At 53.7% G+C, this 23,568-nt stretch carries 20 protein-coding genes; 2 read left to right on the forward strand and 18 right to left on the reverse strand.

What is annotated here, in order from left to right; genetic code table 11:
* The first annotated feature begins 55 nt into the window (after nt 1-55).
* Nucleotides 56-841: an AIM24 family protein gene (locus SACSAC_RS09925; protein WP_051507024.1), complete on the forward strand. Its 786-nt coding sequence runs from the start codon at nt 56-58 to the stop codon at nt 839-841.
* A 223-nt stretch (nt 842-1,064) separates the two neighbouring features.
* Here SACSAC_RS09925 and SACSAC_RS09930 read toward each other — a convergent pair whose 3' ends face one another.
* Entirely contained in the window at nt 1,065-1,529 is a 465-nt protein-coding gene (locus tag SACSAC_RS09930; protein WP_037285783.1) for an Rrf2 family transcriptional regulator, read from the reverse strand.
* A 142-nt stretch (nt 1,530-1,671) separates the two neighbouring features.
* The gene (locus tag SACSAC_RS09935; protein WP_037285785.1) at nt 1,672-2,763 is read right to left on the reverse strand and encodes a branched-chain amino acid aminotransferase; all 1,092 of its coding nucleotides are present in this window, start codon (nt 2,761-2,763) and stop codon (nt 1,672-1,674) included.
* Between the two features lie 110 nt (nt 2,764-2,873).
* Here SACSAC_RS09935 and SACSAC_RS09940 point away from each other — a divergent pair, with 110 nt between their 5' ends.
* On the forward strand, nt 2,874-3,776 hold the full coding sequence (locus SACSAC_RS09940) for a LysR family transcriptional regulator (protein ID WP_037285788.1): 903 nt from the start codon (nt 2,874-2,876) through the stop codon (nt 3,774-3,776).
* Between the two features lie 158 nt (nt 3,777-3,934).
* Here SACSAC_RS09940 and SACSAC_RS27020 read toward each other — a convergent pair whose 3' ends face one another.
* The 16 genes from SACSAC_RS27020 to hisJ all read right to left on the reverse strand — a co-directional run bounded on the left by SACSAC_RS27020 (nt 3,935) and on the right by hisJ (nt 23,536).
* Nucleotides 3,935-5,050 (reverse strand): PdaC/SigV domain-containing protein, encoded by a 1,116-nt coding sequence (locus SACSAC_RS27020; RefSeq protein ID WP_051507025.1) that lies wholly within the window; start codon nt 5,048-5,050, stop codon nt 3,935-3,937.
* A 170-nt stretch (nt 5,051-5,220) separates the two neighbouring features.
* Nucleotides 5,221-5,853, reverse strand: a complete 633-nt coding sequence (locus SACSAC_RS09950; protein ID WP_156950987.1) for a DUF4262 domain-containing protein — start codon at nt 5,851-5,853, stop codon at nt 5,221-5,223.
* Nucleotides 5,854-6,089: 236 nt separating this feature from the next.
* Nucleotides 6,090-6,845 (reverse strand): SIMPL domain-containing protein, encoded by a 756-nt coding sequence (locus SACSAC_RS09955; RefSeq protein WP_037285794.1) that lies wholly within the window; start codon nt 6,843-6,845, stop codon nt 6,090-6,092.
* Between the two features lie 204 nt (nt 6,846-7,049).
* Nucleotides 7,050-9,176, reverse strand: a complete 2,127-nt coding sequence (locus SACSAC_RS09960; RefSeq protein WP_245608616.1) for a serine hydrolase domain-containing protein — start codon at nt 9,174-9,176, stop codon at nt 7,050-7,052.
* A 288-nt stretch (nt 9,177-9,464) separates the two neighbouring features.
* The gene (locus SACSAC_RS09965; protein WP_018978064.1) at nt 9,465-9,734 is read right to left on the reverse strand and encodes an HPr family phosphocarrier protein; all 270 of its coding nucleotides are present in this window, start codon (nt 9,732-9,734) and stop codon (nt 9,465-9,467) included.
* Between the two features lie 552 nt (nt 9,735-10,286).
* Nucleotides 10,287-11,216 carry a DNA-binding protein WhiA gene (gene whiA / locus SACSAC_RS09970; RefSeq protein ID WP_037285801.1) on the reverse strand — a complete coding sequence of 310 codons (930 nt, stop codon included), beginning with the start codon at nt 11,214-11,216 and terminating at the stop codon, nt 10,287-10,289.
* 7 nt (nt 11,217-11,223) lie between these two features.
* Nucleotides 11,224-12,219, reverse strand: a complete 996-nt coding sequence (locus SACSAC_RS09975) for a gluconeogenesis factor YvcK family protein (RefSeq protein ID WP_037285804.1) — start codon at nt 12,217-12,219, stop codon at nt 11,224-11,226.
* 48 nt (nt 12,220-12,267) lie between these two features.
* Complete coding sequence (rapZ, locus tag SACSAC_RS09980; RefSeq protein WP_037285813.1) at nt 12,268-13,173, reverse strand: RNase adapter RapZ; 906 nt, start codon at nt 13,171-13,173, stop codon at nt 12,268-12,270.
* A gap of 37 nt (nt 13,174-13,210) precedes the next feature.
* Nucleotides 13,211-14,158, reverse strand: coding sequence for an ROK family glucokinase (locus SACSAC_RS09985; protein ID WP_037285816.1), 948 nt, complete (start codon nt 14,156-14,158; stop codon nt 13,211-13,213).
* Between the two features lie 690 nt (nt 14,159-14,848).
* The gene (locus tag SACSAC_RS28405) at nt 14,849-16,510 is read right to left on the reverse strand and encodes a DUF438 domain-containing protein (protein ID WP_245608617.1); all 1,662 of its coding nucleotides are present in this window, start codon (nt 16,508-16,510) and stop codon (nt 14,849-14,851) included.
* A 51-nt stretch (nt 16,511-16,561) separates the two neighbouring features.
* On the reverse strand, nt 16,562-16,789 hold the full coding sequence (locus SACSAC_RS10000; protein WP_037285818.1) for a DUF1858 domain-containing protein: 228 nt from the start codon (nt 16,787-16,789) through the stop codon (nt 16,562-16,564).
* Between the two features lie 186 nt (nt 16,790-16,975).
* Complete coding sequence (locus tag SACSAC_RS10005; protein ID WP_037292596.1) at nt 16,976-17,761, reverse strand: AAA family ATPase; 786 nt, start codon at nt 17,759-17,761, stop codon at nt 16,976-16,978.
* A 124-nt stretch (nt 17,762-17,885) separates the two neighbouring features.
* Nucleotides 17,886-18,845, reverse strand: coding sequence for a thioredoxin-disulfide reductase (trxB, locus tag SACSAC_RS10010; RefSeq protein WP_037285821.1), 960 nt, complete (start codon nt 18,843-18,845; stop codon nt 17,886-17,888).
* Nucleotides 18,846-18,914: 69 nt separating this feature from the next.
* Complete coding sequence (locus tag SACSAC_RS10015) at nt 18,915-20,639, reverse strand: tetratricopeptide repeat protein (protein WP_037285823.1); 1,725 nt, start codon at nt 20,637-20,639, stop codon at nt 18,915-18,917.
* A gap of 435 nt (nt 20,640-21,074) precedes the next feature.
* A complete protein-coding gene (locus SACSAC_RS10020; protein WP_037292599.1) occupies nt 21,075-22,022 on the reverse strand; it encodes a ribose-phosphate diphosphokinase in 948 nt (315 codons plus the stop codon).
* A gap of 689 nt (nt 22,023-22,711) precedes the next feature.
* Entirely contained in the window at nt 22,712-23,536 is an 825-nt protein-coding gene (hisJ, locus tag SACSAC_RS10030) for a histidinol-phosphatase HisJ (protein ID WP_037285829.1), read from the reverse strand.
* Nucleotides 23,537-23,568: the final 32 nt, after the last annotated feature.

The following is a 23,568-nucleotide window of genomic DNA, read 5'->3' on the forward strand; positions in this document are numbered from 1 at the left end:
AATAGGTGCAGATAAACCCTGATTCCATGTACATACACCGAGGAGGAAAATATCCATGCAATTTCGTCATAACGATTTTCGCGTGTTCAGCTCGTTGAAAAGAGACAATCTGGTCATTGAAGTTATTCAGGCAGGCGGGTTGCCGGAGAATTATAACGAAGAGCTGGCCAAATCGATCAATCATCACGATCACGAACGCTTTAGCTGGCAGCAGGTGCGCATTTTGCTTCAGGATACGTCGGTTGTGCTGGAAGCGGGTGCCCTGCAATATATGATGGGCAACATCGAGATGGAAAACAAATCGGGCGGCGTGGGCGGTTTTGCGAAGAAATTCGTGGGCAGCGCGGTCACGGGCGAAACGGCGAGCAAACCGATCTACCGCGGTACGGGCGAAATGTACTTGGAGCCTAAACGCAAAGACTTCACGTTGATCGAATTGTCTCCCGGCGAAGAGATCATCGTCGACGACGGACTCTTTTTCTGCGCGGAAAACACGGTCAAAGTCGGCGTCGCCAAGCAAAGCAACGTCTCGTCGGCGCTGTTCGGCGGCGAAGGACTGTTCCAGACCAAGATTACGGCGTCGGATAACGGCTATGTCGTTCTCGAACTGCCGGTGCCGGAATACGAGCTGGTTCGTTACGAACTGGACGGCACCGAAACGTTGAAGGTAGACGGAAGCTTTGCGGTTCTGCGCAGCAGCACGATCGAGTTCTCGGTTGAAAAGTCGACGAAATCGCTGCTCGGCTCGGCATCTTCCGGCGAAGGCATGCTTCAGACGTTCCGCGGACGCGGCGAAGTCTGGCTCGCGCCGACGCTTCCGTTCCGTACCCGCCCGTTTTGATCGCACACGGCTACCACCTGTCGTAAAAGAGAGTTGTTTATACCGAAAACCCAGCCTGGGATAGTTGGATGAACGGCTAGGCTCGTCAGCTTCACCTTGCAAATCTTGACCAGAACCAGAAAAAGGCTGCCCCGAATCCGGATTACGGATTAAGGGACAGCCTTTTTTTCGTTCATATGCGCACGGCAACGATTACTGTGCGGGATTATCGATTTTGTCCCGGTTAACGATTCGTCGGAGCAAAGTAGTCCGGCAGCACAATGCCTTCCAGCTGCGAAATATCCCCGGCAACATCGGCGACCGTCGTCTGCTCCAAAATCTGCTCCATCGCGCGCTGCGCGCTGATGAAGATCGGATTCATCGCGGCCTGGATATTCCGGCCGACTTCGCAGTTCGGATTCGGACTCTCATGCACCGCAAACAACCCGCCTTCGCCGACGGCATTCACAGCCTTGTAGACTTCAAGCAATGTGATGTCGGCCAACGGCTTTTTCAGTCGCGCACCCGCAATGCCGGCTCTGGCCTCGACAAGACCCGCACGGCCCAGCATGCCCGTAATGCGCCGAATCACGACCGGATTGGTATTCACGCTCGACGCGATCATGTCCGAAGTCGCTGTGCCGGGCTGCGAAATACTCAGCAGAATCAAGATGTGCACGGCAACGGGAAATCTCGTACTGATATTCATTTCGCATTCCTCCCTTCCAGCGATCGAACTCGCGTATTGCGCCTATAACGAACTTCAGGCGCACATTCGGATTTGTGTTCCGAACGCGCACCTTTCATTCCGTTATTACGTGAAACCATTGTAGTTACATTAGATCCTAATGTCAACCCTGCGTGGTCTCTGCGCTGCATACCGTTTGCGTCCAACCGAAACGGTCTTCAGACTCGCCGCGTTGCAGCGAAGTCAGTTCGTCATACAGACGATGCGTCCATTCGCCGGTTTCCCCGCCGCCGGTTTGGACCGTTTTGCCGTTCCAGCCGATCTCGCCGATCGGCGAAACGACTGCGGCTGTTCCCGTGCCAAAAGCCTCGAGCAGCGAACCGTCTTCGGCTGCCGCGAACAGCTCGTCGATCGTGATCGGACGCTCTTCGACTTCGAATCCGAAATCGCGCAGCATATGGATCGCCGAATCGCGCGTGATGCCGTTCAAGATGCTGCCGCTGAGCGCAGGAGTCACAATTTTATCTCCGAGGCGGAAGAATACGTTCATGCTGCCGACTTCTTCGACGTATTTGCGGTGAACGCCGTCCAGCCACAGCACTTGCGAATAACCGGCTCCGTACGCATTTTCCTGAGCCTGCATGCTTGCCGCGTAGTTACCCGCGGTCTTGGCTTCACCGACGCCGCCGGCCACTGCGCGAACATCGCGAGTCTCGACGTGAATGCGTACCGGATTCAGACCTTCCGCATAATAAGCGCCGACCGGCGACAGGATAATCATCATCTTGTAGCTCAGCGAAGGGTTCGCGCCCAGGTGGTTCTCCGTCGCGATCGCGAACGGACGGATATACAGCGACGTACCCGGTTCGGACGGCACCCAGCTGCGATCGACTTTGATCAGTTCTTTGAGCGCGTTCAGCACGAAAGCTTCATCGATCTCCGGAATGCTCATCCGACGACACGAACGGTTGAAGCGCTCGAAGTTTTTCTCCGGACGGAACAATCGAATATCGCCGTCCGGACCGACATAAGCTTTCATGCCTTCGAAGATCGTTTGTCCGTAATGGAACACCTTCGCGGCCGGGTCCATCGGAATCGGTCCGTAAGGAACGATCTTGGCGTCATGCCAACCTTTTCCTTTTTCGTAGTCCATCGTAAACATATGGTCCGTCATATAAACGCCGAACGAAAGGTTGGCGGTATCCGGTTTCGTTTTGAGCTGCGTTGTCTTTTCGATCTTGAGTTCACCCTGCATGATGCACGCTCCTCTTTTTATATTGAATCATATCAGCCTCTTACCTATATTAATAATATCCTTTTCGTCGGTTCTGCATACCCCAAAAGTATGAAAGGAGAAGAAAAAATATGGATTTGCGTCAATTGCGCTATTTTTCCGCTGTCGTCAAGGAAGGTCAAATCACTTCCGCGGCCAAAAAGCTTAATATGGAGCAGCCTCCGCTCAGCCGCCAAATGAAGCTGCTGGAGGAAGAACTGGGCACGCCGCTATTCGATCGCACCGGACGCAAGCTTGTGCCTACCGAAGCCGGATGGCGATTGTACGAACGCGCAGAAGAATTGTTATTTCGCTTGGAGGAAACGCTGTTGGAGATTCGCGAGCTTGGCGAAGGCGTCGGCGGCACATTGTCGATCGGGTCCGTCGTCTCCTGCGTCTCGCTGCTCCCGAGCGCGATCGAACGCTTCGGACGACAACATCCTGCTGTTGCTTTTAAAATCCAGGAGGGCGATCATTATCAACTTGCAGAGCTGTTGCGCAAGCGTCAGATCGAGCTGATCGTGGCCCGTTTGCCGTTTGAAGCTCCCTCGGGCACCGACGATTACGGCATCGCTTCTTTACCGGACGATCCGCTCGCCGCCGCCGTGCCGACCGCCTGGAGCGAATACGCCGGACGCGAGACCATTCGGCTCGACGAGCTGTCGGAGCGGCCATTTCTCACGCTTAAGACGGATCGCACGACCGGGATGCACGAACGAATCATGCAGGAGTTCGCCGCGCGCGGTCAAGCTCCCCGCATCTTCTGCGAATGCTCCAGCGTCGCCGTTATTCTCGGCCTGGTCGCCCAAGGGCTTGGCGCTTCGCTGCTTCCTCGTTCGGTGCTCTCTTCTTTTCGCTCGGAAGACTTTCAGATCTTGGAGCTGAAGGATGCGGTTCTGCAAGCCGAAGTCGGCCTGGTGTGGCTGCAAGATCGCTATCTGTCGAGAAGCGCCGAGCGCTTTATCGAAGAATTGGTCAGCCAGCGCGAACTCTAAGCAAAGCGCATCGGCCAGAAGCAAGACCGCCCTTTATAGTTTACCCGAAAATCCTTCTGAAATCGAAAAGCCCGGAACCAAACCGCGCGGGATCACTTCGCGCCGGTTCGATTCTGGGCTTTCATCGTTTATTTCCTATTATAATTGTTCGTTGTCACTTACAGGCCTGCGAAAGGATTGGTTCCTTTCGGCAGCAAGGATGCGAAGGTGAAGTCAAAGGAAGGAATACCTGCCGCGTAAGGCGTGTATTCGTACTGCTGGAAGAAGATCGTAAATCCGCCGTTCGTGACATAGAAGCCTGGCGCGTTGCCGATTGTTTTAAAGCTGCCTTCTTCAAGCAAAGAGCCTTGTTTTTTGAACTCCGCCGCAATCTTTTTGTCGATCGCGCTGCGGTGGTTCGGGTTGGCTTTCAGCAGTTGGTCCAGCGTCACTTCTTTGCCTGTTTTCACGTCGAAGTTGTAGCCGCTCTGAATCGTACCGCCGTGCGCGCCGCCGTAAAAGCCGTAATCTTGAGTCACTACGCTGAGCAAGCCGTCTTTGTTGTAGGCGATCATGTAGTTGCCGTCCGCTTCGTAATGCATGTTCCGGCTATCCAGCGGACCGAATTCTTCGACTTGTTTTTCGAAATCGGACAGGAACGTCTCGGCATGCTTCTTCAGCGTGGCGTTGATTTTCGCGATGCCTGCGGCGCTGCCGGACAATTCCGGATACCGGATATCGATCACCGCGCCGTCTTCCGTTTTCTTGAGCGTCTTTTCGGTGATCGTGATGCCCGTGGATGCCGCCGTCTTCAACGCAACCGTCTTGGTCGAAGCGTTCCACACCCCGTCAATACCCGCATAATCGCGCAGTACGGACAACGGCACATACATCGTTCCGCCGCTTACGCGCCCTTGTTGGGATTGAAGCCCGACGCCGCCCGCGCCGATCCATACCTCGCCTTCATACGGAGACAGCGTTAGCGCATTAGGCGAAGTTCCCAGCATGTAAAGCCCCGTTGTTTTATCGTAAGTCAGCGACAGGCCAGCGGCCTTTGCCAACGCTTTGATCGGTACATAAGTGTTGCCAGCCGCTTGGAAAGCGTTCGCTCCCACGGCTTTTCCGTTCCAGGTTACTTTCACGTTCTTTGTCGCTTGCGCGCTTGCAGTCACTGTAGCGGCATTTGCATCAGTCGTGCCGAGAAGCGCCGTGGTCGGAAGCAGCAATCCTGCTGTAAGCACAGCGGCTGTCACCAGTTTGGTTGTCTTTTTCAAAGTCGGGGTTACGCGTTTCATATCCGTTCAGCTCCTTCGCATCTTGGCGATCTCTTTGTTTGTCTATCCCTTTGTGATTATAAAGAGAGCCGACCAAGAATGGGTGACAACGAGCGTTACAGTATTGCAATACCCGGGCAGGCTTTTTTACAAAATTGTCAGAGTCCTTGTTACTATTTCCGACTCGTGAGTCAGGCGTCGACGCCTGTGTCCCATTTATTCGGCATGCTCATGATATTGGATAAACGCCCTCCCGGCGGTGCCGGACTTACCGGGAAATCCAACTCCAGAATCAGCATCGGCAACTTGTTGTGGTCCAGATTGCGGTCGGCAAAGTACCCGTAAAACGAATACAAATACCCGCATGGATAGTTATCGGAATCCGACTCCTCGTAAGGTCTCAGGATCGCCGTATCGTCAAGGTCGCTGAAATCCGGTTGCTGCTTCAACTCGTCCGCATAGTTTGATCGGGCTTCGAATCGCTGTCCGACTTCCACCCTGTCCGTAAACCATTCGATCATTTTGGCCAATACGCGTGCCGGACGATGGGGCGAAGCAATCAGAATTTCGGGATGTCCGAAGCTGTATTCCAATCCGATCGTGAACGCGTAATTCATTCCTTCGTCCGACAGGACGATAGGTACCCAGCCTTTATGCATCAGCTCCGGAATATAAGATAATCTTTTCCGGGTAAAATCCGTATACTCCTCGCAAAACAGAGAGTAGCGTTCGATCAGATTACGGCCGGGATTCTCGTGCAGAAGTCTTCGATAGTATTGTTTTCGGCTTTCGGGAATGTTCAATGTCTCGATCAATGGAATCACCTCTCTTTTCGGCTCCGAAGGGTTTGGTTCTGCGTACGTTTCTTACTCCTTTTATAAACCTCACATTCAATTCAAAACAGCCGAACGTCCTTTTTGCGTAAAATATTCATGCTTTGCACAGGCAGATGCGGCATCAAAAAAAGCCCTGCCCATAAGCTTTTAAGCAAGAAAGCCACCTTCGCAAAAATGCGAAAGCGGCTCTCCTGAATGTTGTTTTCGTTTCCGAAAATCAGACCTTATTTCATTTCGTATTGAACGGTGACAAAAGTGTTGATGGTGATTTGCCCAGGGTTGATGGACGTAGCGGGAGCCGAAGCACTGCTATCCGCCATTTCCGCTCTTGCATATTCCGCGTACAGAATCGGCGCATCGGCGTTTTCCAGGCTGATCGACGTTGCCGCGCCCAATGTGCGACCTGCCGCTTTCGCGATCGCCGCTGCCTTTTTGTTGGCGCTGGTGATCGCTTTCGCAATCGCTTCTTCTTCATATTGATCCGGGTTCTCGGACGCGAAGCTGATGTTTTGAATACGGTTCGCTCCCGCTTCGGAAGCGGCATCCAGCAGTTGGCCGATCTTGTCGAGGTCGCGGTACGTCACTTTCAGCACGTGAGTGGAGCCGTAGTCCTTGACGGTCTGACCGTTATTCTCGCTGTACGTGTAATTCGGCGATACGTAGAACTGCTCCGTCTCGATATCTTTCGCCGCGATCTTCCAGTCCGTTTTGAGCAAGGTGTTCAGCTTGCTCATCACGGCAGCCGTTTTCTTTTGCGCGGCCGCGGCCGTCGTTGCGTTCGATTCCACGCCGATGTACAGATACGCGACGTCCGGCGTAACTTTAACCTCGCCTTTGCCTGTTACGTTAATGACGTTCATCGGTACAACCTCCGCTGCTTGTGCCTGACCGATTCCGAACGATGCGGGAAGTGCCGCGCCTCCTACCAGCAAAGATCCCGCGATCAATACGCTGCCTAACGGTTTCATCCACATTTTCATGTTTAACCCCTCCTGTTATGGTTGATTACCCTCTAAACGCCAACGATTCGAAAAAGGTTGCAGCTGCATGGATATACGTCGATTTTTTTTAAAAACCTTTGCGCAAACTGCTTTTTGAGTCGATAAAAAAGCCTTTCCAACCACTCTTATACAAAGAATAGTCGAAAAGGCTTTGGTGAACTTAAACATTCCATTTTTTAAAAATTAAGCAGCAGGCTCTTCTTCCGGCTCTGCCGCCGCATCTTCAAGCTGCATCGCTCCCGTGATCGTGCTGGTCAGCAGCATATCGTTGATCGCCGCGTTTTCGGCACGGGTCAACGCCTTTTTCGATTGGAAGTTGGCGGCTCCCGCATCGGTAAACGTCACTTCCGGGCCGTGATAGCCCAGCATGATCGCCAATTTCACGGCCGGTTCCGCCCACTTGTCGGTATTGCCGGTCAATTCGACGACTTCCAACAACTCCGGCGGATACAAGCCTGCTGTCGAGTTATAGATAATTACGGCTGCTTCTTGGCGCGTGATCGGACGATCCGGCTGGAACAACCCTTTTTCGTTACCCGAGACAAGACCGTATTCATAGGCAGTCTGAATGGCCGCCGCATACGGATGTCCCTGAATATCGGCGAATTCCGGCGCATTTTCGGAGAACGGAATCGCGGAAGTGCGCATGAGCATATCGATATACTCGCCGCGAGTCACAGCCTGATCCGGGCCGAAAGCTTGGTTCGGGTCGTTCGGGTAGTAGCCCAGCGATTGGAGATCGAGAATGTATTTCGAGTACGGATGCGTCGACGGGATATCGTTGAATCCGGCCGGCTTCACGCCTTTTTGCTCATAACCCATCGGATTTAGGTACGGCTCTTTCAGGTACGAAACGTTGCCGGCTTCATCCGTTTTGAATGCAACGAGCATCTTGTTCGCATCGATAAACAGTCCCGGCGCGACCTGCTGCAAAGCACGTTCGCCCGTCAAAGGGTCGGAGATGACCATGCGTCCGCGCGAACCCGGACCTACTTTGGACACGATGCTTTCAACGCGAAGGTCTTTGTACAGACCCGCATAGCGGGCCAGTTGCTCCGGCGACTCTTCGGTAAAGGCCGGGAACTTCGCTTCGACCGCATACTGCGGGAAGAATTCGGAGATGAAAGCGGCATAAAGCTGTTCGCGCAGTCCGCCGTTTTGGTTATAGACGACAAATACGCCCGTATCTTGCTCGGGAATCAGGAACATCAACGAACTGGCTCCCGGAATGTCGCCCGCTTTCGTGATGACCTTGCTGCTGCTCCCCGCGCCGGGAAGCTGCGATGCCGCTTCGAAGCCGTACGTGGCATCAGGCAGCAGCGGATGAATGGCCGAGCGGTATTCCGTCATCGAAGCTACGGTATCGGCTTTGAGCAGTTGCGCGCCGGATGCCGTCTTGCCGTCGTTCAAGAACGCGATCATGAACTTGGAGATGTCTTCTGCAGTAGAGAGCATGCCTCCCGAAGGCATCACGGTCGGTCGAACGGTATACGGATCAACCGGTTCGCCCGCCGCATAACCGGTCGCCGCGTTTTCCATCAACTCGTCCGTCATCAGAAAATCCGTGCTGTCCATGCCGAGCGGCGCGAAGACGTTTTTCTCCATATAGTCTTCATACGGCGTTCCGCTGGCTTGCTGTACGATATAACCGAGCAGCAGGAACGCGAAGTTGTCGTACATGTAAGCGGTACCCGGTTCGCGCACGACGTCCGGCATGTATTTGGCGATATAATCTTTCAAGTCCACGTATTCGTCCAGATCCGGATTCAGGTCGTCCTGGGTCGGGTCCTGGATCTTAAAGCCGCTTCGGTGAGTCAACAGATCGGCGACGGTAACCGGTTCGCTGAACGGGTTATTAAACGCAATGTCGCCCAAGTATGTACGAATATCGGTGTCCAATCCCACTTTTCCTTGCTCGACAAGCTGCATGATCGCGGCTGCCGTGAAGGTCTTCGAGACGGATGCCATGCGGAACACGTCATTTTTCGGATCAACGGTGCGCTTGCTGTCGACATCGGCGTAACCGTAGCCTTTTTCCGCAAGCACTTGGCCGTTTTTGACCACCACGACCGCGGCTCCCGGAGCCATCTCTTGAATCGCTTCCTCCGCGAAAAAAGCGTCCAGGAAAGCCGTGACCGACGATGCAGTCAGTGCGGTATTCTGGGCGGAAGCGGATGTTGTTGCCGACGGCGTCGTGTCAGCAGCCGCCGAAGTCAGTGACGGAGGCAGCAGCGTAAGCGCGAGCGCAGCAGCCATTGCGGCTTTGGTCCACCTGACCGATGCCGCTTTCCAAACGTTATGTGTTTTCAATCTGTTGATCTCCCTTCTCTCTATCCATTGGGGTTGTTCCGATGCTTTCAGACGTACGTAGCAAGCGTATCGGTACTTTGTTTTTACCCTTGCCGCCTTGCCTCCCAAACATGCCCGAAGCGCTCTATATAGCGGAAACGCGATTATTTTTTCTTTGCATTGGTAATATTTGTTTTTAATGTGAAAACATCAAGCAGCTAAGGCCGGCAATTGTAAAAATACGTAAAAACCCTCTGAAGAAATCAGAGGGTTTCGCGTATGAAGTAAATATGGACGTATATGGAAAATTTATTGATTTTCCAGTTCTTCCTTGCTAACAAGGCTGATTAAAGCGTTTACAGCCTGTTCGGCGTCCGCGCCTTCCGCACTGATGTGAATTTCGGTACCGGAACTAATGGCCAGGCTCATGATCCCCATGATACTTTTGGCGTTTACTTTTTTATCTTCCTTTTCTACGAAGATCTCGGAAGAATATTTATTAGCTTCCTGAACGAACAAAGCTGCAGGTCTGGCGTGCAGCCCCGTCTTCAGTCGAACGACTACCGGGTGCTTGGTCATGAGCAATCTTACCCCCTATGCAAAATGAAGTTCCTGTCGAAACGCATTATTATATTTAGTATAACATAACTTCGGTTGCTCACACTAGTCTAAAACCGCTGTGCTTGAAAAGCGGGGGCGCTGCGGGAGGAATCTTTAGCTTATGCTTTCGATGTGCCTTTCTCCGAAAGGCTTTAGGTCGCGTGTTGCATTTGGGAAGCTGGATTGAATTTTCTAAAGGAAGCTTCCCAAATGCAAAGGCGATCGCTAACGCTCCTACACTGAATTCCTCCCTCCGCTTGGGCTTTTTAGGCAGAGTTTTTCTTTCCTTTTTTTAAAAATAAAATTCGTGAAGGCTGAATCTGCCTGAACGCTGTCGAGAAAGTCCAACGTAGCTGGAAGCGAGAAGACGGAGAGAGAAATTCAGTGAAAAACGCCTTTGAACTCGGAAAATTCCTTATAAAATTCCAATCGATCTTTCCGAGTGAGACAGCGTTTTGAACGAATTTCTCTCGCAGTCTTCTCGCTTCCCCCGCCGAAGTAACTTTCCCGACAGTCTTTAGGCAGCAATATTCAGCTGCCCCGAATTTTCTCCGCCATGATGTCGAGTTTGCGCAGGCGGTGATTCACGCCGGATTTGCTGACGGTGCCTTTGAGCAGTTCGCCGACTTCCTTCAGGTTGATTTCGGGATGCGCCAGGCGAACTTCGGCGACTTCGCGCAGTTTTTCCGGCAGGCTTTCCAATCCGACTTCTCTTTGCAGGAAACGGATATTGTCGATCTGACGCACGGCGGCGCCGATCGTTTTGTTGAGGTTGGCCGTCTCGCAGTTGACGATCCGGTTGACCGAATTGCGCATATCGCGCATGATGCGGACATCCTCGAATTTGAACAGAGACTGGTGGGCTCCGATAATATTCAGAAGTTCAATGATTTTCTCGCCTTCTTTGAGGTAGAAAATGAAACCTTTCTTCCGTTCGATGCAGCGAGCGTTCAAGTTGAATTCGTTGGCGAGATCGACGAGCGCCTGGCAGTGCTCTTCGTACATGGAGGCGATCTCCAGGTGATACGACGAGCCTTCCGGGTTGTTGACCGAGCCGCCCGCCATGAAGGCGCCGCGCAAGTAGGCGCGTTTGCAGCAGGTCTTTTTCACGATCTCGGGGCTGATGCCGGGCAGGAATTGGAATCCTTCCGACGTGATTTTAAGCGATCCGAGCAGTTCTTGCACGCCGGCAGGAATCCGCACGATATAGACGTTATTTTTTTTCAGGCGCATTTTTTTGCGTACAAGCAGTTCGGTATGCACGCTAAAATGCTTTTTGATCAACGAATAGATCCGGCGAGCAATCGCCGCGTTTTCGGTCGAAATATCGAGACTGACTTTCTTGTTGGAGAGCTGGACCGAGCCGTTCATTCGAATCAATGCGGATAACTCCGCTCTTTCGCAGCAGGCGTCCGCCTCCACCATGGTCAGTTCTTTCTTGGTTTGAGCCGCGAACGACATGGATTATTCACCCCTTTCTCATCATCCAGTCTTCCACAAGCCGGTTAATATGCCGGCTTAGTTGCTCTGCGTCGTGACGCAGATATGTGCCGTACTTAACGAACGTATCGGCAATGACGGTGCAGTTGGTCGCCGCCATCTCCTCCAGATCCAATCGGACCGGAGTCGCTCCTTCTTCCGCGTAACGGAGCTGCACGGCTTCGGGAATAAGCCCGCTGTTCACCAGCACGTAATCGAACAGATGACTGCCGACATGATCGTGTACCGCCTGAAGATGATCCGCCACGCTGAACCCGTCGGTCTCGCCCGGTTGGGTCATGACGTTGCAGATGAACATCTTGACGGCGCTCGACGCGACGAATGCTTCGGACAGCTGCGGCACCATCAGATTCGGAAGCAGGCTGGTATACAGACTTCCCGGACCGAGCAAAATGGCGTCCGCGCGCTGAATGGCCAGTACCGCCTCCGGCAGCGCTTCGACTTCCGCGGGCTCAAGGAAAATGCGCTTGATTTTGCCCCCGTATTCCGGAATATTCGATTCGCCGGTCACGATCGTGCCGTCTTCCATCTCCGCGTGCAAAATGACGCCTTCTTTAGCTGCCGGATACACGCGTCCGCGTACGGCGAATACCCGCCCGAGCTCGCGCACGGCGGTGACAAAGTCTCCGGAAATATCCGTCATGGCAGCCAGGATCAGATTGCCGAGACTATGTCCCGCCAAGCCGGTTCCCGTTTTAAAACGATAACTTAACATATCCGACAACAACGGCTCTACATCGGCTAGCGATGTAAGCACGTTGCGAATATCGCCCGGAGGCGGCATCTGCATCTCGCTGCGCAGAATGCCGGAACTGCCGCCGTCATCGGCCACCGTAACGATGGCCGTAATATCGAGCGGCTGTTCCTTCAATCCCCGCAGCATCACAGACAGTCCCGTGCCGCCGCCCATCACGACAATGCGCGGGCGACGAACGGGGCGCTGCGGCTGTTGCTTCGTATTCATGAATGTTCACTCCTCAGTACATTGGACCCCTCGAATGTTCGGTTGCAGTCAGTGGCGGTCCCGATCGGCGTCCCGGTGATTAACTCGCACTCTTTCCGTCTCGCTCGCTCCCAGCATGCGGCCCAAATATTCGGAAATGGCGACCGAGCGATGCTTGCCTCCGGTACAGCCGATGCCGATAATCACCTGGCTCTTGCCTTCTTTTCGGTACTGCGGAATGAGAAAATGCAGCATATCCAGTAGTTTGGTCAAAAAGGTCTGCGTCTCCGGCCATTTCATCACGTAATCATAGACGTCGCTATTCTGTCCCGTAAGCGGGCGCAGATTGTCGATATAATGCGGATTAGGCAGAAAACGCACGTCGAAGATCAGATCCGCGTCGATCGGCACGCCGTACTTGAAGCCGAACGACGTGACATTGACGGATAGCTGGTTGGTCTCCATATGCGCGAAGCGCGAAATGATCTTTTCTTTTAACACGGCCGGCTTCATATTGGTCGTATCGATAATTTGCGTAGCCGAGTTTTTCAGCTCCTCCAGCATCTTGCGCTCCAGGCGAATGCCGTCGAGCGGCATACCGTCCGGCGCAAGCGGATGCCGACGGCGCGTCTCTTTGTAACGTTGCACCAGAACCCCGTCATTCGCGTCGAAAAATAGAATTTCGCTGTGAATGGTGAAGTGGTCCTTGATGTACGCAAGCGATTCGGACAACGCTGCGAAGAACTCGCGGCCGCGCAGGTCGATAACCAGCGCAACCTTGGCGATCTTGCCATTCGACTGTTCGATCAGCTCGGCAAATTTCGGAATCAGAACCGGCGGCAGATTGTCTACGCAGAAAAAGCCCAAATCTTCCAGGCTCTGCACGGCAATCGTTTTGCCGGCACCCGACATTCCCGTGATAATCATCAGCGTGGCGGTCGAAGCCGCCGCGTTCTCGTTTGGAATTTCGCTCATGCGACTTCCCCTCCCTGATTTACGGTGTTTACAAGTCCTAGCGAATCAACAGCCCGGCAGCGCCGATCATGCCGGCATTGTTGCCCAGCGTCGCCGGTACGATTTGCACGCCTTGTTGCAGCGGTTCCGGCGTCAGTTGAGCAAAAGTCTCGCGAATCGGCTCAAACAGGATGTCTCCCGCTTTCGATACGCCGCCGCCGATGATGAAGCTTTGCGGGTTCAGCACCGCCGCGACAGCCGCCATCGACTTGCCCAGATAAAATGCCGCACGTTTCACGATGCGCAGCGCCACTTCGTCGCCCGCTTTGGCGGCGTCGAAGACGGTCTTGGCCGTAATCTCGCTTGCATCGGCGATGAACGTGCGCTCCCCGCGTTCCACCGCTTCTTTGGCCATGCGAATAATGCCCGTCGCGGAAGATACCGTCTCCAGGCAGCCTACTTTGCCGCAGCCGCACTGAATGGCTTCCAGATCGGGTACAACATCGATATGACCGATTTCTCCGGCCATGCCCGAGAAGCCTTGGTAAATACGGCCGTTGATGATAATACCGCCGCCCACGCCTGTTCCCAGCGTGTAGCAGACACAGTTTTCGATCCCGGCTCCCGCACCGCTCCAGGCTTCGCCGAGCGCGGCTACGTTGGCATCGTTATCAATCTTAACAGGCTTGCCGAGCCGCTCTTCGAGAATGGCGCGGATCGGAACGTCCTTGAAGCCTATGTTCGGCGCCATGACGATGATGCCGTCACGGACATTCGTGAATCCGGCGACTCCGGCTCCGACCCCGGCCAGTTGTTCCCAGGAATAAGGCGATTCTTCAACGACTCGACGAACGTAATTCGCCATGTTGGAAATTACGGTCTCCGGTCCTTCCGCCACTCCCGTGGGCCCTTCGTACGTATGCAGCAGAACGCCGCTCTCGCTGCACAGACCGACTTTGATCGTGGTGCCGCCCAGATCCATACCGACGTAGACATTTTCAGACATGATACAAGCCACCTTTTTTCTTCTGATATTATAGAAAATCGAAAATGATGAATCCGTTTGCTTAAGTCCACCTTCGTATCCCACTATAAGCGAACGCCCCCCTTCGGTCAAGCGAGACACCACGCCGCAAAGCCTTGCCCCGCAAGGGTCGAAAGCCTTTTTTGTAACGCGGCACGCCCGGGGGCGTTGAAACCCTTATGGGGCGCGGGTTTGCGTCGCGGAATGAGTTTTAGCGGCTTGCTGGTTGCGTTTTGAGAAATCGTGATGAATTTATGCAGAATCGAAAAAACCTTGTCTGCATTGTGCAGGCAAGGTGAGGTTTTGCTCGAAAGTTAGGTTGGCGGGGGGAAGCGAGAAGACTGCGAGAGAAATTGCCAGCATACGCTTCCGAAGTGCATTTCTTCGAAATGCTTCACAATTCGCTGTTTCACTTGGAAAAGTCGATTGAAATTTTTAGTTGAAGTTTTCCAAGTTCAAAGGCGTCTTTCACTGAATTTCTCTCTCCGTCTTCTCGCTTCCAGCTACGTTGGGCTTTCTAAAACTTTATTTGATCTTATCTTCAAGATGCAGACAAGACACAAACTTATCATTTTCTTTATAACAGTATTGCTCTAATACATGAATCTACATACAGGTCGCCAAGCATCCGTTCTCGCCATCTGCCCATACGCTCCTCTTTTACACTTAAACTCACGCTTCCGACAATATCCGCTTCTGCCCTTCCAGTTCCCGAATCGGCGCCACGTTTTGGGTAAACTCCAGCGTTCCCAGGTACGTGCCTTGCTCGTCGCGAATCGCAAAGTAGCGGATATAAACGAATTTATCTTTGAACGGAATCCAGAAGTCTTCGTGATCTTTGCGGCCCGATCTGAAGTCCCGCAGCAGGTCTTCGACGACGTGCACGCTTTGCGGCGGGTGGCAATTTTGTACCGAACGGCCGATGACCGCTTTCGTACGGGCGAAGATGCGTTCTTTGCCGTGCGAGAAATACCGGACGATATCGTTCTCGTCGATGTACGTCAGGTCAACCGGGAGGTGGTTCATGATAAGCTCCAACTGCTGCACAGACAGAATTCCCGTATTGAACCGGACGTAACCGTCGGAGATCGGCGCTGCGGAGGCAGCAGCTTCCGGCGAAGCGGATGCTGTTCCAACGCCGACCGGACGCTGCGGCTGCGCTTGTTGAACGGTCTTCATGCTTCCGCTAACCGATGCCGCCATCTCTGCCGCTTGCCGTGCCATCTCCGCGGCCTGAGCCGCCATTTTCGCCGCTTGTTCCGCAATGCTGACCGCCTGATCCTGCGCTGGCGGTGCTGTAGGCGCAGGCGTCGATGCTGCTTGTTCCTCCTGCTGCTGTTGCCGCAGCATATCCGCTACCCACTGCGGCATGCCTTCCGGCTTCTCTCCCCCTGCCAAAAACGACGGCATAGCTGCTGCATCTTCACCGTGGGCATGGCTAGCTTCCAAATGACCCTCGAGTCCGCGAGATATCGGTGCAGGTTGTTCGGCTTCCAACATAGCTCCAGGCTCCGCTGCCCGCGTCGGAACCCAACGAGCCGTGCCGGGAATGAGGCAGTAGCCGATCTCTTCCGTCTCTTCCGCGATTTTTACCCATTCGTCTTCCGTCAGCTTTTTGAGCGCCATCGGCAGCAGGATATTTTCTTCTTTGAAAATCATCTCTTCGACTTCGCGCACAGACGCTTCGATCCTCGTCTTCACCGCTTCGCGATCGCCGTTATAGTCTGCCAGCAAGGCTTTTGCCGCTTTGATCTCCGCGCGAATGCCGTCATCCACGCCCCACATTACCTGCGTCGGACCGTAGATCCCGTAGCGCTCCAGATACGGGAACAGCAGATTTTCTTTTCTCGAATAATGCTTGTCCACGTCCAACAGCAAGTTGAGGTCTTCCAACAGCTTATAGCGGTTCGCATCCGAATCATCCTTCATGAACTTGTCCAGATGCAGCGAGATCGAGAAACCCGTCAGACGCTCCAGTTCCCGGTTTTCCAATTTGAACGTATGCACCGGGTGTCCGGGCTGCGACTCGGGCGCCGAAGAAGAGGAACCGTGAATATCCGAGATTGCCCCGTCGAAGATCGAAGCATGGACCGAGCACAATCGCTGCACTTCGGATACGGGAATGCCTTCCTCTCGCATCAACGATTCTTCAAGCAGCGAAATCTCCTCGACTTCCACGCTGCCTACCGCCGCACGGAAACGTTCTTTGACCTGCGCCGGATCGACTCCCTCGTGCAGCTGCTTGATAATGGCTTTCAGTTCTTCTCTCCGACGCAGCTGCTGCTCATCCATATGCCCTGCCGCGTGCTCTCGATTATTAATCAGTTCGCTCATCTTCGGTTCCTCCTTATTGTCATTCAATGCTGAACGCCCACCCTATATGTCCTAACCTTCAACCTCGTAGCCATGCGCTTCAAAAGCCTGCCGCATCTGTTCCGGGTCGATCCGCTTCATTTTCGCACCCTTCAGGGGCGTCATGAACTTGCCCATCGTCTCCAACATGGCCGGTTCGACGATCTTTTTAAAACCAAGCGCAAACATAATCGTCGCAACCTCCGGCTCCTCGTTCACCAGCTCATGCACGCTCCGGTTCAAATCGATCTTTTTGCCCATTCATGATCCGCCCCTTTCCGACTGCTTTAAATTTTTCTGAAAACAATTCTCAATCAAAATGTAGCATGCCGTTATCTACCGACTTGTGATTCTACGCACAATCTTTTTATCCATGCAAAAAAGAGCCTTGAAGATGTCTTCGGCGGCTCTTTTCGTTCCGTATTTACGATGACGATACGCTTGCCTTCACTCTTCTTCGTCACTCAGCAAACGTTCCAGCATCTGCTCCCGATTGTTCAAAAATTCCCGGGTCACGATATAATGCTCCGTTTCTTCAAGCCCGCATTCCCGAATCCCCCCTGCCGTCAGGTTGTACAGCCGACAATGCGGATACGCCATCAACAGCGGGGAATGCGTCGAGATAATGAATTGCCCGCCGCTGCGCGCCAGTTCATGAATGCGCGTCAACATCGCCAACTGCCGAACGGGAGACAAAGCCGCTTCCGGCTCGTCGAGAATGAACAGTCCGTTAGATCCGAACCGATGCATGAACGTCGCGAAAAAAGCTTCTCCGTGCGACTGCTCGTGCAGCGAACGCCCGCCGTAGCTGTCGATGATTTTGCCGCCGCGCCCCGGTTCCTTATCCAGCTCGTCGATCGTCGTCGCCACGTTGTAATAACTCTCCGCCCGGAAAAAGAACCCGTCCTGCGGACGCGCCGTGCCCCGAATCAGCCGCAGATGCCGATGCAGCGGGGAATGGGTTTCCGCCGTTGCGAAGTTGAAGTTCAGCGTCCCGCCTTCCGGGTTGAAGCCCCAGGCTGCCGCAATCGCTTCGAGGAGCGTGGATTTGCCGACTCCGTTTTCACCGATGATATATGTCACCCGATCATGAAAATCAATACTCTCCAGTTCTTTTACCGCAGGCAGGTTGAACGGATACATCTCGGGTTGTTCAATCTTTTCTCGCAGCAGCTCCGCCCGGCGCAGATACCGACGGTCCGCTCCACCCGGACTTCTTCCGATTTTGCTCATGAACATCCTCCGATCTTTTTCCTGGGCCAAGATGCTTCTATAAAAAGAACGCGCAGGCGAAAGATTCCGTTGGCGGATTCTTGTCTGCGCGTTCTTGGATTTAGATTGAGGTTTCTTTTAAAAATTAACGATCGAGCGTCTCGCTCCAGTCGTGCACGATGCTGCCTTCAAGATACTTCTCGCAGTCCATCGCCGCTTGGCAGCCGCTGCCCGCAGCCGTGATCGCTTGACGGTATTTCGTGTCCTGCACGTCGCCGCACGCGAAAATGCCCGGAATATTGGTTTCCGTCGTACCCGGATTCACCACGACATAGCCGTGACCGTCCAGATCGACCTGGCCTTGCAGGAACGTCGTGTTCGGCGTATGGCCGATTGCCACGAATACGCCGTCCGCTTCCAGCAGTTCTTCCTGACCCGTCTCGTTGTTGAACACTTTCAGTCCTTGGAGACCACTATCGCCCGCAACCACTTCCAGCGGCTTACGGTTGAGCGCCCAGGAGACTTTCTCGTTCTCTCGCGCGCGATCCTGCATGATCTTCGATGCGCGCAGCTCGTCACGGCGGTTAACGACCGTAACTTCCGTCGCAAAGCGCGTCAAGAAGCTGGCTTCTTCCATTGCCGAGTCCCCGCCGCCGACCACGATGAGCTTTTTGCCGCGGAAAAAGAACCCGTCGCAAGTCGCGCATGTGCTGACGCCGCGTCCGATATTATCCTGCTCTCCCGGAATGCCGAGGTAACGGGCGGATGCTCCTGTCGAGATGATGACCGAGTCCGCTTCGATCGTTCCCGTGCCTTCAACGGTAATTTTGAACGGACGCTGCGAGAAATCGACGGCATCTACCCAACCGTTCATGAACTCGGCACCGAAACGCTCGGCCTGCTTGCGCATATTGTCCATCAGTTCCGGTCCCATAATTCCGTCAGGGAAGCCCGGGAAGTTCTCGATTTCGGTCGTTGTCGTCAATTGTCCGCCCGGTTGAAGACCTTCGATCACGAGCGGGTTCAGGTTGGCACGAGCCAAATAAATAGCCGAAGTCAGGCCCGACGGACCTGTTCCGATTACTACAGTCTTGTATTTCTGCATCTAGGCATCCTCCTCAGGACAAGTTTGAGTGTTATGAAATCATGACGGAGTCCAATCATTGCCGGACGGTTACAGTCCTTTGCGATGATCTCTTCCGTGCATGGTCATACGTTCCTTGATATTGCATACTTGATCGATTCGTTTGACATAGCGGCCGACCGTCGAAGCAGACACGCCGTAGCGCCGTCCCGTTTCTTCATAGGTCGACTCTCCGCGGCGCAGCTTGTCCGTCAAATAATCAAGGGCCGCGGCCCAACCTTCGGCGTACGACAGCACCGGCACGTCCGGATACAGTCTACGCAAAAAATCGGTCCATAAGGCTTCCAGATCACGGCGAAGGCCAAAGTCGCCCGGTGCGCACGAAGCGCGAAGCGCCGTATCCAAGACGTCCTGCCAACGCTTTTCCCAGACGGGCAGTTCAGCCGGCTCCCTGGAGAACTTGAGTTCCGGCCGTTCATCTTCTTCAGTCGGATCATGGGCGATCTCGCCCAATGCAACGCGAGCGAGTTCGCGCAATTCTGCGGCTTCGGCTTCATTTTCAGCCAACCCGCGCAATACTTTCGTCATCTCGTCATCCGCCAAGGGACGGCAAGCTTGGAGCGCATGGCGTTTTTCCTCTTCGGTGCCGGAGTGCAAGGTGTGAAGCAACGCTTCACGAATAGCAGGCGAGTCCTCGGGCAGACGTTCTTCCCAACGACGCCAAAGCTCGGAGCGCTTAACGGCCTCCAATCGGTAATGGTAGCTCACCGTTTCGGCAATGCCGTTTTTTCTCCATTCCGGCAAACGCGTCAAATAATATTCGGCTGCTTCGGCATCCGGATCAAGCTTTAGCGTCTGCTTCCACAACTTTTCCGCCGTATCGATCCGTCCGCTCAACAATGCCGCTACGGCACAATAATGGTGGATGGACGGATCAGCCGACGACTCGTCGCCTGCCAACAACCTGCGAAAATGCTGATACGCCGCTTCATGCTCGCCCAAAATGCCCAGCGTAGTCGCCAGTTTGAAGGCATGCTCGCGATGGAAAGGCACAATCGCAGCCAAACGCCGGCCGAGTCGTACCGCTTCCTCCGCTCCGTCCGGGCCGGAATGACGACGGAAGATCGCCAAGTTGCACAAACCGTGCAAATTTCCCGGTTCGCTCCGAAGCACCTCTTCCACCGTCGCAAGCGCCCGATCCGTCATGCCCATGTAATAGTAGGCCAAGGCCAGATTGTTGGATGCGGCAGCAAAGCCCGGGTAGTCCTCCAGCAGTTCCTCCAACAAATCCGCCGCCTCGGAAAACATGCCTTCTTCCAGCATCGTCCGCGCGCGCTCATGACGATCCGATCCCCGGCGCGCCAGCACGCTATGATCTCGAACATTCCGCTTCAGCTCTACCTGGAGCAGCTCGATCATCTCTTCCGCCTCGTGCAGGAACTGTCCCGAAGCATCCGCCTCCAGATAGGCAAGCAGTGCTTCTTCGGCCTCTTCGAATCGTTCCATGTTGGCAAAATTATTCGCCATATAGAATCGGCACTCCGTCATGGACGGGTCAACCTGTTCGAGCACATGCAGCAGCACCTCGTTCGAAGCTTCATAATCGCCCATCTCGGATAAGATACCCGCCATGTTGCAGTGATTGACCGGATTGCCCGGCTTCAATTCTACGGCTTTGCGAAAATATTTTAACGCCTTGTCATATTGGTAGCGATCCAGCGCCCGGACGGCTCTTTCGAAGAAAAAGCTTTCGTCCATGGTCAAAGAAACCACATGACTTTGCGGCTTCTCTTCACGCCGATAATTCCCGTTCACCTGAGCAAGGCCCCCTTTGTTAACTGCTTAAAATCGAATATCCAGATCAGTATAACACACTTGCATGGGCCCCCCAAGAGCAAGGCCGACCCTGCCGATCCCTCGCTGCGCGAAGGTTCCGCGGCAGGAAATCGAAGCCGGGGAGGCAAAGCTTAAAATGGAAATTTCCCGATTGCAACCGGCCTCTGATCGAAACGGGGCCTTCCGCGCAGAAATCCGACATACCGAACTTCTGCCGCAGACGGCCTCGGTGCTTCGTGCATGAGCTAGGGCGTGTACGCAAACTCAACGCCGTGCATCTTGACCTGCCTTTTCGTCCTCTGCATTGTCATTTTCCCTTGACGTACCCCGGCACGCCTTCAGAAAAATTCCTTGCCGAGAACGAAAATTCAGCTCAATCTGCTCCCGACGGAGTTTGCGTACACGCCCTGACTATTAAATACCCGAATCGCTGAACAATGTCGCAAGCGATCCGCCTTCCAAAATGATATGGATCGCCCGAGCCAGCATAGGCGCGACCGGCAATACGGTAAATCGTTCCGAGTGATCCTCCGGCAGCGCGATCGAATCCGTGATGACCACTTCCGAGATGCTTGGATGATCCAGGCGCTGAAGGGCCCCGTCAGAGAATACCCCGTGCGTGGCACATACAATCGGGTCTTTCGCATTTCGTTCTTTCAGACCTTCGACGACTTTGAGAATGGTCGATCCGGTATCGATCAAGTCTTCCATGATGATCGGCGTACGTCCTTCGACTTCGCCGATCACATGCGTGATCATCGCCTCGTTATGAGACGGACGTTTTTTGAGCATGATCGCGACTGGCGAGTCGAGTCGATTCGCCAGCTTTTCGGCCAACTTTGCACGACCCGCGTCCGGAGACACGACAACCGGGTCTTTAATGTTTTTGCTGCGCAAGTAATCGGCGATCAAGTCCAGCGTCGTCAGATGATCGACCGGAATATTGAAGAATCCTTGGATTGCGGCAGCGTGAAGTTCGATCGTGACGACGCGGCTGGCCCCGGCCGTCGTCAACACATCCGCTACCATCTTGGCCGAGATTGGCTCGCGCGGAGCGGCTTTGCGTTCCTGACGGGCATAACCGTAATACGGGATTACCACGTTGACCGTACGCGCCGAAGCACGCTTGGCCGCGTCGATCATCACGAGCAGCTCGACAAAATGCTCATTGATCGGGTGAGAAAGCGATTGAACGATAAAGACGTCCAGGTTGCGAATACTCTCTTCGTAATGTACATAACTCTCGCCGCTCTTAAATTTGGTCAGTTTCACTCTACCGGGCGTAACACCCAGATCACCGCAGATCCGGTCCACTAGGCCCGGATTGGACGACCCCGAAAATATACGCATCCTGTGCTGCATGGCACCCTCCCGCATGTTCTTTTTCTTGACTTTGTATGGATCTTTCATTGATCTTTCTTGGTCTGCTTTTGATTATACCCCAATCGCGGGGAGCGCAAAAGCAAAGAGACGCCGATCATGGCGTCCCGAAATTCTCTGGAAAGTTTTCTATGTTGGGGAAGCTAGGCGCTGCGGGGAAATTCGTTTCGGTCGCGTGTTGAAATCGAGAAAATAGATTGAAACTGTTTATATGTTTTTTCTCGATTTCAAAGGCGAACACTTCGTTCCTACACTGAATTCCCCCTCCGCTATTGCTTCCTACAATAGAATAAACTTGCTCGATAATATCGGCTTTTGTTAGAAAGCCTTAAATTACGCTAAATCGCTCCGATGTTTATACGCTTTACTTTTTTCGAAAAACTCTCGACCGCCTTTAGCTTTCTTCGAAAGCTTCAATGGGTCGAGAAAGCCCAACGTAACTGGAAGCGAGAAGACGGAGAGAAAAATTCAGTGAAATACAGGATTTCGAAGAAAACCTGCGGTAACATTCAGTTCTATGTTGACGCCTTTGAACTCGGAAAACTCCTTATTCAAATCCAATCCATTTTCCGAGTGAGACAGCGTCTTGAACGAAATTTTCTCGCAGTCTTCTCGCTTCCCATGCACACGTAACTTTCGAGGACAGCCTTTAGCTTTCTTCGAAAGCTTCCCTATAAAACCAACGGGATCATGATTCTTTTACGGCGATCAAAAGTCGCAACCTGCTGCACGCCCAGATCACGAAGCTCGAAGCGGGCTTTGTCGAGGTTTTCGGACAGTTTGGCGGGATCGTGGGAATCAGAACCCAAGGTCAAAGGGATGCCCTTTTCCAAAGCGCGACGCAGGATCAATTCGGAAGGGAACATTTCGGCGCAAGGCTTGGTCAGGCCGGAAGCGTTCAGTTCCATGGCGATGCCGCTGGTGGCGATATGCTGGAGAGCGATTTCTTCGAAAGCTTCTTTTTCCGCGGATTGCTCGGGCTTGGGCGCATAACCGAAACGCTTGATCACATCGAAATGGCCGACGATATCGTAAAACCCCGTTTGGGCGGCTTTGCCGAGCGCGTCGTAATACGTTCGGTAGACTTCAAGGGGGTCGCGGCCTTCCCATCCTGCGGTTTGGCGGAAGTCGGTAATGTCCCATTCGCCGAGGAAATGGACCGAGCCGATGACGTAATCCCAAGGGTAAGCTTCGACGATCTTTTGAATTTCCGTTTCGTAGCCTTCGATATAATCGCCTTCGAGACCGAGTTTGATATCGATGCGATCGCGGTATTTCTCCTTGAGCGTCAGCACTTCTTCCACGTAGCGCGGCAGTTCGTCCATCGGCATCGCCATTTCGGGATAATATTGCGCGGGGTCGACGTGGATCAGCGGCATATGGTCGGACAGACCGAGTTGGCCGAGGCCCAGCTCAATGCCGCGTTGCACATACTCTTCCAGCTTTCCGACCGCATGGCCGCAGCGTTCGTGGTGCGTATGGTAATCGATCAACATGCAGATTCTCTCCTCTCGTGTAAAAAGCAAAA

The organism is Saccharibacillus sacchari DSM 19268 (assembly GCF_000585395.1).
Taxonomy (GTDB): Bacteria; Bacillota; Bacilli; order Paenibacillales; family Paenibacillaceae; genus Saccharibacillus; species Saccharibacillus sacchari.

Excerpts from the sequence above, each read along its gene's own strand:
- SACSAC_RS10005 (WP_037292596.1), bottom strand. The coding sequence starts at position 17,761 with ATGAGCAAAATCGGAAGAAGTCCGGGTGGAGCGGACCGTCGGTATCTG.
- SACSAC_RS09975 (WP_037285804.1), bottom strand. The coding sequence starts at position 12,219 with ATGAATACGAAGCAACAGCCGCAGCGCCCCGTTCGTCGCCCGCGCATT.
- SACSAC_RS09925 (WP_051507024.1), top strand. The coding sequence starts at position 56 with ATGCAATTTCGTCATAACGATTTTCGCGTGTTCAGCTCGTTGAAAAGA.
- SACSAC_RS09965 (WP_018978064.1), bottom strand. The coding sequence starts at position 9,734 with ATGACCAAGCACCCGGTAGTCGTTCGACTGAAGACGGGGCTGCACGCC.
- SACSAC_RS10020 (WP_037292599.1), bottom strand. The coding sequence starts at position 22,022 with ATGCAGCACAGGATGCGTATATTTTCGGGGTCGTCCAATCCGGGCCTA.
- hisJ (WP_037285829.1), bottom strand. The coding sequence starts at position 23,536 with ATGTTGATCGATTACCATACGCACCACGAACGCTGCGGCCATGCGGTC.
- whiA (WP_037285801.1), bottom strand. The coding sequence starts at position 11,216 with ATGTCGTTCGCGGCTCAAACCAAGAAAGAACTGACCATGGTGGAGGCG.
- SACSAC_RS27020 (WP_051507025.1), bottom strand. The coding sequence starts at position 5,050 with ATGAAACGCGTAACCCCGACTTTGAAAAAGACAACCAAACTGGTGACA.
- SACSAC_RS09985 (WP_037285816.1), bottom strand. The coding sequence starts at position 14,158 with ATGTCTGAAAATGTCTACGTCGGTATGGATCTGGGCGGCACCACGATC.
- SACSAC_RS09930 (WP_037285783.1), bottom strand. The coding sequence starts at position 1,529 with ATGAATATCAGTACGAGATTTCCCGTTGCCGTGCACATCTTGATTCTG.
- SACSAC_RS09940 (WP_037285788.1), top strand. The coding sequence starts at position 2,874 with ATGGATTTGCGTCAATTGCGCTATTTTTCCGCTGTCGTCAAGGAAGGT.
- SACSAC_RS28405 (WP_245608617.1), bottom strand. The coding sequence starts at position 16,510 with ATGAGCGAACTGATTAATAATCGAGAGCACGCGGCAGGGCATATGGAT.
- SACSAC_RS10000 (WP_037285818.1), bottom strand. The coding sequence starts at position 16,789 with ATGGGCAAAAAGATCGATTTGAACCGGAGCGTGCATGAGCTGGTGAAC.
- rapZ (WP_037285813.1), bottom strand. The coding sequence starts at position 13,173 with ATGAGCGAAATTCCAAACGAGAACGCGGCGGCTTCGACCGCCACGCTG.
- SACSAC_RS09935 (WP_037285785.1), bottom strand. The coding sequence starts at position 2,763 with ATGCAGGGTGAACTCAAGATCGAAAAGACAACGCAGCTCAAAACGAAA.
- SACSAC_RS09955 (WP_037285794.1), bottom strand. The coding sequence starts at position 6,845 with ATGAAAATGTGGATGAAACCGTTAGGCAGCGTATTGATCGCGGGATCT.
- trxB (WP_037285821.1), bottom strand. The coding sequence starts at position 18,845 with ATGCAGAAATACAAGACTGTAGTAATCGGAACAGGTCCGTCGGGCCTG.